This window comes from Methylobacterium sp. Leaf456 (assembly GCF_001425465.1).
GTDB lineage: Bacteria > Pseudomonadota > Alphaproteobacteria > Rhizobiales > Beijerinckiaceae > Methylobacterium.
Genome location: NZ_LMQV01000003.1, coordinates 26,018 through 38,883, shown reverse-complemented (window position 1 = coordinate 38,883; position 12,866 = coordinate 26,018). Strand labels below are relative to the sequence as shown.

General features: G+C 69.6%; 11 protein-coding genes. 1 reads left to right on the top strand and 10 read right to left on the bottom strand.

The window, feature by feature from the left end:
* Positions 1 to 73: 73 nt before the first annotated feature.
* The 8 genes from alr to rpsF form a co-directional block, all read right to left on the bottom strand.
* Complete coding sequence (gene alr, locus ASG52_RS04500) at positions 74 to 1,165, bottom strand: alanine racemase (RefSeq protein WP_502691029.1); 1,092 nt, start codon at positions 1,163 to 1,165, stop codon at positions 74 to 76.
* On the bottom strand, positions 1,162 to 1,974 hold the full coding sequence (locus ASG52_RS26865) for a DUF29 family protein (protein ID WP_162249970.1): 813 nt from the start codon (positions 1,972 to 1,974) through the stop codon (positions 1,162 to 1,164). The genes alr and ASG52_RS26865 overlap by 4 nt, the downstream gene beginning before the upstream one ends.
* Before the next feature lie 35 nt (positions 1,975 to 2,009).
* A complete protein-coding gene (locus ASG52_RS04490) occupies positions 2,010 to 3,497 on the bottom strand; it encodes a replicative DNA helicase (RefSeq protein WP_056239652.1) in 1,488 nt (495 codons plus the stop codon).
* Positions 3,498 to 3,845: 348 nt separating this feature from the next.
* Complete coding sequence (locus ASG52_RS04485; protein WP_056239649.1) at positions 3,846 to 5,204, bottom strand: hypothetical protein; 1,359 nt, start codon at positions 5,202 to 5,204, stop codon at positions 3,846 to 3,848.
* 537 nt (positions 5,205 to 5,741) lie between these two features.
* Entirely contained in the window at positions 5,742 to 6,314 is a 573-nt protein-coding gene (gene rplI / locus ASG52_RS04480) for a 50S ribosomal protein L9 (RefSeq protein WP_056239646.1), read from the bottom strand.
* Between the two features lie 57 nt (positions 6,315 to 6,371).
* Positions 6,372 to 7,379, bottom strand: a complete 1,008-nt coding sequence (locus ASG52_RS04475) for a DUF2232 domain-containing protein (protein WP_056239644.1) — start codon at positions 7,377 to 7,379, stop codon at positions 6,372 to 6,374.
* Between the two features lie 247 nt (positions 7,380 to 7,626).
* Positions 7,627 to 7,887, bottom strand: coding sequence for a 30S ribosomal protein S18 (gene rpsR, locus ASG52_RS04470; protein ID WP_056239641.1), 261 nt, complete (start codon positions 7,885 to 7,887; stop codon positions 7,627 to 7,629).
* A gap of 2 nt (positions 7,888 to 7,889) precedes the next feature.
* Positions 7,890 to 8,369, bottom strand: coding sequence for a 30S ribosomal protein S6 (gene rpsF / locus ASG52_RS04465; protein ID WP_056239638.1), 480 nt, complete (start codon positions 8,367 to 8,369; stop codon positions 7,890 to 7,892).
* Between the two features lie 421 nt (positions 8,370 to 8,790).
* Here rpsF and ASG52_RS04460 point away from each other — a divergent pair, with 421 nt between their 5' ends.
* Positions 8,791 to 10,164 (top strand): hypothetical protein, encoded by a 1,374-nt coding sequence (locus ASG52_RS04460; protein WP_056239632.1) that lies wholly within the window; start codon positions 8,791 to 8,793, stop codon positions 10,162 to 10,164.
* Between the two features lie 71 nt (positions 10,165 to 10,235).
* Here the strand turns inward: ASG52_RS04460 and ASG52_RS04455 are convergent, their stop codons facing one another.
* Positions 10,236 to 10,610: a PH domain-containing protein gene (locus tag ASG52_RS04455; RefSeq protein ID WP_056239630.1), complete on the bottom strand. Its 375-nt coding sequence runs from the start codon at positions 10,608 to 10,610 to the stop codon at positions 10,236 to 10,238.
* Positions 10,611 to 10,702: 92 nt separating this feature from the next.
* Positions 10,703 to 12,790: an AbfB domain-containing protein gene (locus ASG52_RS04450; protein WP_156383780.1), complete on the bottom strand. Its 2,088-nt coding sequence runs from the start codon at positions 12,788 to 12,790 to the stop codon at positions 10,703 to 10,705.
* Positions 12,791 to 12,866 lie beyond the last annotated feature (76 nt).

The following is a 12,866-nucleotide window of genomic DNA, read 5'->3' as shown; positions in this document are numbered from 1 at the left end:
CGCGTCAGCGGCCTCGAAGGAGGGCTTCGCTTCGCTGCGGCACCTCAGGATGAGGGGGTGGGTGGGTGAGGCGTCACTCTACATAATTTCGAACATAACGAGAACCCAAGCCGGTCAGGATCTCGTAGCCGATCGTGCCCGCGGCCGCGCCCACGGTGTCGATGTCGAGGCCGTCGCCGATCAGCGTCGCGGTGGCGCCGCGGCGGGCGTCAGATGCCTCGGTGACGTCGAGGATGATGAGGTCCATCGAGATCAGCCCGAGGATCGGGCAGGGGACGCCGCCGACGAGGGCATGGCCCCGTCCGCTCGCCGCACGGGGATAGCCGTCGGCGTAGCCGAGCGACAGGGTGGCGAGGCGGCGGGGGGAGGGGGCGGTCCAGCGGGCGTTGTAGCCGCAGGTCGCGCCGGCCTCGACATCGCGAACTTGAAGGATCGTCGCCTCCAGCCGCACCACCGGCCGCATCGGGTTCGGTCGGTCCGGCTCGGGGTTGCCGCCGAACAGGGAATAGCCCGGCCGCAACAGGTCGTGGCGCGTGTCGTCTGCTAGACAAGTACCCGACGAGTTGGCGAGGGAGGCGCGCGCCCGCGGGAATGCCGCGCGAAGCCCGAAAAAATCGGCGGCCTGACGGGCGTTGAGCGGGTCGGCGGGACGTTCGGCGCTGACGAGATGGCTCATCACGAGGTCGATCCCGGCCCGCGCGATCACCGGATCGCCCGCGAGCGCCAGCGCTTGCGCCACGGACAGGCCGAGCCGGTTCATGCCGGTATCGACGTGGAGCGCCGCCGGCCAGCGCCCCTCCGAGAGGGCGGCCCATTCGGCGACTTCGTCCCGATCCCCTAGGACGGGGCGCAGCCCATGTTCGGCGAAGGCCGCGCTCGCGCCGGGCGGCAGCCCGTTGAGCACGTAGACCGCCGCCTCCGGCAGCAGCTTTCGCGCACTGACACCTTCCGACAGGTGGGCGACGAAGAAGGTGCGGCAGCCGACCCGCGCGAGCGCCGGCGCCACCGCCGAGAGGCCACAGCCATAGGCGTCGGCCTTCACCACGGCGCCGCATTCGGCCTGCGGTGCGTGGGCCCCGAGCGCGCGCCAGTTCGCCACCAGCGCCGCGAGATCGACCGTCAGGCGGGCGCCGTGGCCGGGACAAGCATCGGCGGCGATGATCAGGACTCCCCGCTCGCGGGCGGCCAGGGCACCGGCCGGGTCATGATGCTTTCGCGGTCGTAGGGACACTCGGCGGGAAACACACTTTCGTCGAGGCCGGTCTCGCCGGACGCGTCGATGCGGGCCCGGCGATAGGCCTTGGCCACGGCACCGGGCACCCGGCGGTTGAGGCTCGGATGGCGCTCCAACACGTCTTCGACGTCGAGGCGGCCGTTGCGGATCGACAGATGCCAACTCCGCGTCCGTTTCTCCGGCTGATGATCCCACTTGAGGAGATGCATCAGCGTGATCCGCAGCGCGCTCTCCATCCGGTTGTAGATCACGCCGCCCAAATCCTCGATCTCCTCGGCCAGATTGAGCGCGTCGAGGGCGGGGAACTGCCCGCGCCGGAGAGCGAGAGCCTGCTCGTAGGCCCAGGCATAGAGGTCCCGGTCGAGATGATCGGGGCCGGTGCGCGCGTCGGCCGCCTCGGCGAGGAGGCGGGCGAGGGACTCGGCCCGCGCGGATGCCGGCGCCCGCGCCGCGAGCGCGGCGAGATAGAGGTCCGCGGGTGCGCCATCGGGCGCCACGTCGCTGACTCGCGGCAGCACCGTATCGAGCGACACCGGCCGCCCCTCCGCGAGGAAGCGTCCCACGACCTCGAACACGCCGCGATGCAGGTTCTGGGTCCAATCCGCGTCGCGCAGGAGCGCGGCGATCCGGCCGTAGACGGCCGGCTCGGCCAGGATGAGGCCGACGAGACCCTGCTCGGCCTCGAACACCTCGTTGAGCGTCGGCGGCGCGGGCGGGCGCGCCTGCGTTGCGAGAGCCACGGGCTGCTCCGATCGATCAGGACCGCGCGATCCTATCACATCTGCTCGGGCATCCGATCGCTCTGCGCGAGGTTCGAGAACCGGGTGATGTTGGCGTCGAATTGCAGCTCCACCGTGCCGGTCGGGCCGTGGCGCTGCTTGCCGAGGATGACCTCGGCCTTGCCGTGGACGCGCTGCATCTCCTGTTCCCAGGCGAAGAACTCTTCCGTGCCCTCGCGCGGCTTCTTGTTGCCGACGTAGTATTCCTCGCGGAACACGAACATCACCACGTCGGCGTCCTGCTCGATCGAGCCGGATTCGCGCAGGTCCGAGAGCTGCGGGCGCTTGTCGTCGCGATTCTCGACCTGACGCGAGAGCTGCGACAGGCCGATGATCGGCACCGCCAGCTCCTTGGCCAGCGCCTTCATGCCGGTGGTGATCTCGGTCATCTCCTGCACGCGGTTGTCGCTCTTCTTGCCGGAGCCCGAGAGCAGCTGGAGATAGTCGATGATGAGGAGGTCGAGGCCCTTCTGGCGCTTGAGGCGTCGCGCCCGGGCGGCCAACTGGGCGATGGAGATGCCGCCGGTCTGGTCGATGTAGAACGGGATCGTCTGCATGTCGCGGGCCGCGTCGGTGATCTTGTAGAAGTCCTCCGGCCGGATGTCGCCGCGGCGGATCTTGTAGGAGGCCACGCCGGATTGCTCGGCGATGATGCGGGTGGCGAGCTGTTCGGCCGACATTTCCAGCGAGAAGAAGCCGACGATGCCGCCGTTGACGGTCTGCATGGTGCCGTCGGGCTGCTTCTCGCCGCGATAGGCCTTGGCGATGTTGAAGGCGATGTTGGTCACGAGCGAGGTCTTGCCCATGGCCGGGCGCCCCGCGAGGATGATCAGATCGGAGGGTTGCAACCCGCCCATCTTGGCGTCGAGGTCGGTGAGGCCCGTGGAGATGCCCGAGAGCTTGCCGTCGCGCTGGTAGGCCTTGGCCGCCATATCGATGGCCGCGGTCAGCGCGTCGGAGAATTTCTGGAAGCCGCCGTCGTACTTGCCGGATTCGGCGAGTTCGTAGAGCCGGCGCTCGGTCGCCTCGATCTGGTCGCGGGGCCTGGACTCGACCGGCGCCTCGTAGGCGCCGTTGACCATGTCCTCGCCGATGGTGATGAGGCGGCGGCGGATGGCGAGGTCGTAGATGGTGCGGCCGTACTCGCCCGCGTTGATGACGGTGGTGGCCTCGGCCGCCAGCCGCGCGAGGTACTGCATCGGCGTGATGCCGCCGAGATCGATGTCCCCGAGATAGGTCTTGAGCGTGATCGGGGTCGCGAGCTTGCCGGCCTTGATCAGCGAGACCGCGACCTCGAAGATCTGGCGGTGGACCGCCTCCATGAAGTGCTCGGGCAGCAGGAAATCCGAGACGCGGTAATAGGCGTCGTTGTTGACCATGATCGCGCCGAGCAGCGCCTGCTCCGCGTCGATGTTGTGCGGCGGCACCCGGTACTCGGCCTGGACCGCTTCGAGCTTGGCCGCGAGGGCGTTGGGCAGGGCCATGGCGTCTCACGCTCCGTTGCCGCGGCCGATCCCGGCCGCCCGTTTCCATGCCCGCCGGACCTTGCGCCGGGATGGTGAATTTTTTCTGGAGAGGCGTCCTAGATCCCTGATCCAAGACGCCTCTCCAGGTTCTTGTGCCGCATCGGCTTTTTTTCGAAAGCCGGCGGCCACCTTGTCAGACCGATGCTCGAAGCCGCCGCTCATGGGCCTGCGCGCCACGGTTCCGGAAACGCACGACGCCCGCGGCGCTCAGCCTTGGGAATCACGGGCGCCATGCTGGAACGAATTGAGAACAAGTCAACGCCGGGGCCCAACCTCTCCCCGTTGTCCACCGCTGCGGATGGCTGTCTAGCCGCGCGCCACGGGCCGCACCGCCGCCGCGTCGAGGCGCGACAGCTTGATGCTCTCGCCGTTCTCGACGGCGTAGGGCAGGCCCTTGCGCGCCCAGGAGTCGAAGACCGAACCGATATCGAGCGCGACGCCGCCCTGCCGCTTGATCAGGGCGCAGTAATATTTCCCGAGCAGGCCGGCGCCGACCAGAAAAAGCTGCCCGCGCAGGTCGCCCCGCGCCAGGATGGCGGCGCGGACCTGCTTGTACAGCACCGGGAACTGCCCCAGCCCCTTGTCCGATCCCCAGGTGTAGTGGCCGGGCACGGCGATGTGCGCGAGCCGCTCGATGCCGAGTGCGGCCCGCAGTTCATGCGACAGGTCCCACGGCGCGATGGTCGTGACCGATCGCGCCGCCTTGGCGATGCCGGGGAAGAACCAGGGCACCTGCGCCAATTGCTGGAAGACGTTGGTGCCGACGGCCTCCTGCCGCCCCATCCGGGGAAAACGCCCGAACGCGAAGTGCGTCGCGCAACCGTAGGCCGCCATGCCGGGCGTCACGCTCTGCTCATGCCCCTCGAAGAACTCGGCGACCGGCAGGCCGATGCGGTCGGCCGTGTCGATGCCGAGGCGGAGGAGGTCGCCCAGTTCGGTGATCAGGTCGTGAAGCCAGCGACCGCTGCCATCGACCTCGTTGCGGATCGATTGCGGACCGAACTGGTAGTACAGCACCTCGGACAGGAGGCGGTTCTGGTCGAAATAGGCCGGGTAGCCCAGCACGCGGCCCTCGCCGTCGCCGAGGCGGACGACGCTGTAGGGAATGCCCCGGCTCAGGCTGTCGAGGATGCAGTCCTCGAAGCGCTTGAGCCTGCCGCCCGTCATGTAGACCTCGCAGAGCCCGAGTGCGTGGGCCGAGGAGATGGCGTATTTGACGATCTCCGCGTAGCCGACGCCGTAGGCCGGCCCGATCTCGGTGGCGGCGACGGTCAACCGCCCCAGGGGCAGGGCCCGCGGGAGCCCGCCGATCCCGGCCGAGGTTGCGAATTCCTCGATCTCGACCTGGATCTTCAGGTCGTAATGCGACTCGGGCTCGCGCACGTCGAACGCGAAGAGGGTCGGCCCGTAGCTGTTGAGCGGGTAGGCCGCCATGTGCTGCGTCTTGTAGGTCAGCACGACCCGCGCCCGGGTGCCGGCGAGGGCCTCCGACCAGTCGAACCGGAGCCGAACCGACAGGTTGTTCGACCAAGCCGCCCAGTCGGCGCGCGCTGCCGCCAGCAGGACGTGGTTCAGTCCGGCCGCGATCTCGACGGACTGCAGTGTCTCGGCGCTGGCCCGGTCGATCAGCCTGACACTCGGATCACCATCCGCAACGGCGCTCATTCTATACTGCATCCTTGCCGGGTCACAACTTCCGGTCCTGCGATTTTTGTCGGAGACGCGCCGCCAAGTCATTCAGTCTCGACGCCGATCGGGGCATTGACTGTTGTTGAAGAAGGGTAGGCGCCCCTCCAAGGAACGCGTGCTGTCACGGAACAGGCAATGCCGACGGGATCGGCACAATTCGAGATTTTTCTACGATCGTCCAGTCGGCGCGCGCCAGTCGGTGCGCGACCGTACGATCATGATCCGCGAACGGATCACGCGGCGTTGATCATCCGAGCCGAACGGGGGTTTCGAGGAATTATTTTCGTGACGAAGACGTTCGATCCCTCGCCCCGGACGGGACGGCCCGCGGCCGGACGGGCCCGGCCTTGCAGGCGTCTTCCCGCCGCCGCCTTCGAGGAACGGCCCCCGCCTCTCGGGGAAAACGTTTTGGAATAAAACGTCTTGGAAATAAAAAGCCGGCCCCGGTGCGTGACCGGGACCGGCGTCGTCGTATGAGCCCGAGCCGCCCCGCTTGCGGGGCGGCCGGCCGCATCAGCCGCGGTCGTCGGCGCCCTCGCCGGCATCGGCCAGCGCCTGACCGACTTCGAGGCCGAGGTCGTCGAGGTTGAACTGCTCGCGCTCGGTGACCGACTCGCCGCGGGCCTGACGCTCGGCCTCTTCCGGCGAGCGGGCGATGTTGACGGTGACGTTCACCTCGACCTCGGGGTGGAGCGTGACCGGCACGGTGTGCAGGCCCAGCGTCTTGATCGGCTGGTTGAGCACGAACTGGCCGCGCTCGACCGAGAAGCCGTCCTTGGTGACGACTTCGGCCAGATCACGGGTCGAGACCGAACCATAGAGCACGCCGGTCTCGCCGGACTGGCGGATCAGCACGAAGCTCTGGCCGTCGAGCTTCTCGGCGACCGTCTGGGCCTCGTTGCGGCGCTCGAGGTTGCGGGCCTCGAGCTGGGCGCGCTGGGTCTCGAAGTGCTTCTTGTTGTTCTCGGTGGCGCGCAGGGCCTTGCCGCGGGCGAGCAGGAAGTTGCGGGCGTAGCCGGGACGCACGTTCACGGTCTCGCCCATCTGGCCGAGCTTGGCGACGCGTTCGAGCAGGATGACTTCCATCTGACTTCTCCTTGAGTGTGCGGAAGCTTGGGTCTCAGGCGCTGCCGCGCGGTGGTTTTATGCGTTGCCGCGGGCTTGGGGACGGCGCCGGTCGAGGGCGGTGTCGGCGATGCCGAACAGGACCAGGGCCAGCATGGCGATGCCCTGGGTGAGGAACAGCACGACGTAGAGGCCGACCAGCAGGCCGAGCCGGCCGGGCCGGCCGCGGCTGCGATCGTGGAAGGCGGCGAGCCCCTGCATGGCGAAGGCGGCCGAGAGCGCGCCCATCAGCGCGATGCCGAGCACGCCGACGAAACCCGGCACCAGCGACAGCGCGAAGGCACCGACGAGGACGAGGAGCACGCTGCGCGGCATCGCGGTCGCCGGGATGTCCGGCCAGGGGCGGGGCAGGCGCCCGGAGATCTGGACGATGCGGGCGGCGGCCCAGAGGTAGAAGGTGAGGAGCACCGCGAAGCCTTGCGCGGCGAGCGCCGGGGCCAGCGTCGCCAGCGCGTCGGCGACTTCGCCGGCGAGGTCGTCGGAGGCGGCGGGCGCGTCCGTCTTCGGGGCGTCGTCCTTCGCCGCATCGGTCTCGGCGTTGCCCGGTGCGGGCGCGGGGAGGCGGCCGCGCTGGACCTGCATCTGCACGACCCGGCGGCTCATCTCGCTGATCTGGGTGCGGAAGGTGTCGTAATCGGGCGAGGCGATGACCGCGATGGCGACGAACGCCAGCGCCGCGGTGCCCGCGACCCAAGCCAGCAGGCGGCCGGTGGGATACCATTCGAGGGTGCCGTCCGGCCCCGGCCGGCCGAGCATCGCCAGATAGGCGAGCCACCATGCGGGGAGCGCGAGATAGGCGGCAAAGGCCAGCCCGAGATAGGGCGAGACGACGAGCGCCAGCGCGAGGGTGCCGCTCGCCACCGCGGCGAGCCCGGCCCTGTGGCTCCAGCCCAGGCCGACGATCAGGATCGGCAGCGGGGCGAGCAGGTAGAGCAGGATGGCGAGCGCGCTGGCCTTGAGCAGCACGCCGAACAGCAGCGCGGCCACGAGGCCGGCGCCGACGCCGATTCCGATGTCCTTGCCCATTCTCACGAAAAATCCGCTGTCCCGCTGCGTGCGCAGGGTTAGAGGCGTCGCGTGACGCCCCAACGATCGGGCGGCCCGCCAGCCGGGTCGCCCTCACGAAATTCGCCGGCCCGAGCGGGCCGACGATAGTCTTTATCGAGTTGCCTCGATGCCGACCTTCGGTCGAATCGAGGCGCCCGGCGGACGACCGCCGCCCCGCAGTCGCGGGGGCGAATGGCGACGCGAGGAACGCGTCGCCATTCGGGCCTTACTTGATGACGTAGGGCAGCAGGCCGAGGAAGCGGGAGCGCTTGATCGCCTGGGCGAGCTCGCGCTGCTTCTTGGCCGAGACCGCGGTGATGCGGGACGGGACGATCTTGCCGCGCTCCGACACGTAGCGGGAGAGCAGCTTCACGTCCTTGTAGTCGATCTTCGGAGCGTTCGCGCCGGAGAACGGGCAGGTCTTGCGACGACGGAAGAACGGACGACGGCCACCACCGCCGCCACCACCACCAGCACCGAATGCCATGATCAGTTCTCCCCGCCGAAGCTGCGCTCGGGCCGCTCGCCGCGGTCCCCACGGTCGCCACGATCACCGCGGTCGCGGTCACCGCCGAAGCCGCCGCCGAAATCGTCGTCGCGACGACGCGGACGGTCGCCGCGGTCACGATCCTTGCGGTCGTCGCGGTCGCGCTTCTGCATCATCGCGGAAGGCTCGGCCTCCAGCTGCTCGACGCGGACGGTCATGAAGCGCAGCACGTCCTCGGAGATCTGCATCTGGCGCTCCATCTCGGCGAGAGCCGCCGGGGGAGCCGAGATGTTGAGGAGCGTGAAATGCGCCTTGCGGTTCTTCTTGATGCGGTAGGCGAGGGACTTGACGCCCCAGGACTCGATCTTCTCGATCGTGCCGCCACCCGCCTCGATGACACCCTTGTAGGTCTCGACCATGGTCTCGACCTGCTGGGACGTCACGTCCTGGCGCGCCAGGAAGACGTGCTCGTAGAGAGGCATTTTCGGGCCTTATCCAACGACAAAGGAGGCCCGCACCGCGGATTCAAGCGGAGTCGGGCCGGCTCAACTCGCATCCTCTCGGCGCCAAGCCCTTCGAGCCGTTTGATGGCCCGAGCGGTTGATCGAAGGCGGAGACACCGGACGACGGTTCTTTTGAAGGAACCTATGCCGCGAGCGGCACCGTCCGTTCAGCCCCCGGCCGGAGCGGATACGAAGGCGGTGCGCTTAGAGGGTTTTTCGGGGGAGGGCAAGAGCGGGCGCGGGCCAAGCCCGCCATCCGGCCCTTCGAGCGATCCCCGGATCTGCCATCCCAACGCGCTGCATTTGGGACGCTAGTGCAAGAGTTCGCGCTTTGCCGCGGACCGTCGCCGTGGGACTGATTTGGTCCCGACGAACGCCTTCCCGTCCCTCGCGAGTCCCGATGTCGCCCTCACGCTCCTGGGTCCTGGCCCTCACCCTGCTGTCGGCGCTGGCCGTCGCCCCCGCCCGCTCGGACGAGCGAACGATGTTCGAGACGGTCAAGGGCTGGAAGGTCGAGCGAACGGTCGGCGACACCAGCGCCAACCCGTGCTTGATGACCTACAGCTACGTCGACAAGGACGACGACGACGCCGCCAACGCGGTCGTGTTCACGCTCGACGGCGCCAACGCGGTCATCGTGCTGGGCTACGAGCACTGGGCTTGGGACAAGGACCAGAAGATCCGGGCGCCGTTCGCCATCGGCAAGAAGGTGATCAACGCCAAGTCGACCTGGGTCGGCGAGGGCGAGATGATGCACAGCAGCTTCCCGGCCACCATCGTCCCGCAGCTGATGGCGTCCAAGACGATCGAGGTCCGCATCAAGGATGCCGCGGCCGAGTTCGACATCCCCGACTTCGCGCCGGCCTACGAGTCGCTGCGGCGCTGCAACGCCGCGCCGCCCCCGAGCACCGCTCCCCAAGCCCAGAGCAACGCGCCTCAAGTCGCGGAAGGCCCGAAGCCCGGCCCCGAGTCCCACCCCGCGGCCCCCGCCGCGCAGCCGCTGGCGATCGCCAAGCTGCAATTCGTCACGCGGCCGGCGGACGAGTTCGGCGACATCGCGGCCCGCGGCTCCAACGCGTTCCCGGCGGGCGAGAAGATGCGCACCTATCTCGAAGTCAAGGGCCAGACGATCCGGCCCGCGGCGTCCGGGCAGCGAAAGTTCGGCCTGCGCCTCGATTACGAGGTTCTGGCCGGCGACCGCGTACTCGCCGGCCAGAAGGGGGTGTTCGATCAGGACTTCACCCTGGATGCGCAGGCGCCGCCGGTACCGACGATGTATCTCAATGTCGGCCTCAACCTGACCGGGCTGGAGCCCGGCGCCTACACCCTGGCCTACACGCTGCACGACAAGCTCGACGGCCGGACCGCGACGGGCTCGCTCCCCTTCGCCTCGATACCCGCGCCCACGCCGTCGTCGCCGGCGCAGCTCAAGGCCTACTTCGCCGGGCTGATGTTCCAGCGCACGATCAAGGATTGCGATTTCGCGACCACCGCCCGGCAGCGGTCGGCGCTGGACGCCAAGGTCGCGGCCTTCGACCCGCAGCCCGCCACCGCAGCCGAGGAGATCCGGACGCACGTCGCCGCGGACAAGCCGAGCTGCCCGGACACGCTGGAGACGGAGGCGAAGTTCCGGACGAAATTCGGCAACTACCTCGAGATGAGCACGGACGCCTTTGTCGCGTGGATGGACAAGCGGCTCGCCGAGCAGGAAGCCCAGGCCGCGCCGCAGCCGACGAACCCCGCGCCCGCGCCAGCGACACCTGCGCCGCAGTAAACCGCACCTGCCGACGATCCCGCCTGATGCAAGGCGGGGGGGGCACGGAGCCCGCGGACCGGGATCGAGGCCTATTTCAGCGAGCTGGCGATGGCCTGCTGAATCCCCAAGATGTCGGCGCCGCGCTTGAGCGTGCGCTGGATCGGGTCGGGCCGGCCCGACACCCAGATCCTCAGCTCGGAATCCATGTCGAAGCTGCCCGCGGTCTCGACCGAGAACGACGTGATCGCACGGTAGGGGACGGTGAGATACTCGACCTTGCGGCCGGTCATGCCCTGGCGATCGACCAGGATCAGGCGGCGGTCGGTGAAGACCATCAGGTCGCGGATCACCTTGAAGGCGACGCGCACGCTCTCGCCCGGCACCAGCACGCCCGCGAGCTGCTGATCGACCTCGCCGGCGGCGAGATCGCTGCCGTGCCCGAGAAGCCCGTCGAGTAGACCCATCGTCCCCTCCCATCTTCGCGCCCTGCACCCTCGTGCGGGCGGCCGGATACGGATGTGGGAACGGCCCCGCACACCTGCGAGGGTCGCGCGCGTTACGGCGGAGCGTCCACCGTCTCGAAGCTCGCCGAGGCGGCGTAGGCCTCGTCCGCGACCGACGGATCGAGCCAGAGCTGCGTGCCGCGGGCGCGGAGGTACGTGCCGGGCCTCGCCTTCAGTTCGTAGGAGGTGCCGCGCCCGGACAGCCCCGGCTGCGGGCAGAAGGTGGCGTCCTCGCGGTAGGCGGTGCTGCGCTCGAACGGGCTCAGCCGCAGCCGCCGGCTCGACTGGCGCAGGAAGCGCCCGCCGTAGCGACGCGATTCGAACGAGACGCAGGCCGGGTCGGCGAGGCCCGCCCGCACGAGGAAGGCGCCGTCGAGCCGGTCGGCCGCCGCGTCCGCGGGATGGAGGCCCGCGAGCGTGCCGGATAGGCGCATCCGCAGATCGGGCATCGCCACCGGGCGCAGGGTCGAGAAGCGCACGGTGCCGCGCGGCTGGGGCGGGGCCGCCGCCATGGCGACGATGACGCCGCGCGACGGCACGCCGGCCCGGTCGAGCACGACGAGCTGGTAATAGCCCGGCGGCGCGAGGCCGGCATGGGCCGGCATCGCGATGCGTAGGGAGCGCCCGTCCTGGGTGAAGCTCAGGCGCTGGTAGCGCTGGCCGGAATCGAAGCTGTGGGTGGCCGAGGCGAGGCCGATCAGCGCCACGCGGGCGACCGAGGCGTCGGCGGCGAGGGTCAGCGTGGCGCGCCCGCCGTAATCGAACTGGCTCGCGCTGAGGCTGGCGAGCCGCGGGCGCGGGGCCAGCACGGCCCGGCCGTTCACGCGGGTGAACAGGGCGGGCGGATAGTAGATCTCGGTGTTGAGGTTGGCGACCGGCCCCTTCACGCCGCCGCCCGCCGTCAGCACCGTGCCGTTGGGCAGGAGGATCGCGGAGGAGTGGTAGCCGCGATACGTGCCGGCGCTGGCGCCCAGCGTCCAGGCGCGGGTGGCGGGGTTCCAGATCTCGGCCTCATGGACCGCGTCGGCGCCGTCGTTGTCGGCGTAGCGCGAGCCGCCGGTGACGAGGACGCGCCCGTCGGGCAGCACCGTCGCGTTGGCCCATTGCCGCGGATGGGTCATCGGCGCGACGTCGGCGGTGGTCAGCCGCGTGCCGTTCAGGTCGAACACCGTCGCCCGGTTGCTCGACGGCATCGGATAGCCGTTGCTGTAGCCGTTGCCGCCGACCTGCAGGATGCGGCCAGTGTCGTACATCACCGCCGTCGAGGTCGGGCCGATGTTCGGGCGGGTGTCGGCGTTGGCCGGGGTCTTGAACGGGAACGTGACGATCGCGCCCGCGCCGGTCGGGTCGAGCACCCAGGTCCGGTCCGAAGAGATGCCGAACACGCCGCCGCGGGGCCCGACCCACATCCGCGGATACCACCAACGATTGAGATCGGGACCGAACGCCTCGCGGCTGCCCGCGCGGCTCAGGAGTCGCCAGCCCGAACCCGGCAGGTAGATTTCGGGGGTCATCGAGACCTCGCCCCGCTTCAGGCTGCCGGCGACGTCGTAGACGCCCGGCGCGTAGGGCTTGCCGCCGCCCGCCATCAGGGCGCGCCCGTCGGTGAGCGTGATGAGCGTGCCGTACCAGCGGGGGAAGCGGAGCTGCGAGACGACCGCGCTCGCCGTGCGGCGGCCCGGATCGAAGGCGGCGCTCTCCTTCGAGGTCAGGCCGGAATCGTAGCCGGCGCCACCGGAGATCAGCATCGCCCCGCTCGGCAGGGTGATGGCGCTGGCGCAGAAGCTGTCCACGGCCTCCGCGTTCGGCAGGAGGGTGTGGGCGGCGCTGCCGAGGCCGCGGTCGGGGTCCCAGATGTCGAACACGCGCCCGTCCTGCCGCTGCGCGCCGGGCGGGGCGCCGAAGGTCAGCACCGAGCCCGAGGGCGTCAGCGCCGCGTGCATGGCGATGAGCGGCCAGGCATGGACCGCCGACCACATCCCCCGCTCCGGGGCCGAGGCCGGGATCGCGAGTCCTGCCATCAGCGGGTCGGGCGCGTCGGGGATGCGGATCTGCGCCCGCGCCGGCCCCGCCGCCAGCAGAAGCGCGAGCGCGCAGGCGAGGCCGAGATCGGCAGAGCGGGCGCGCCCACGCTTCGACATCGCCACCACCCCCGGTTTTGAAACGACTGTGCTCAATCTCCGTCGATCATCGCACGCGAACCGTCAATCTTCACGC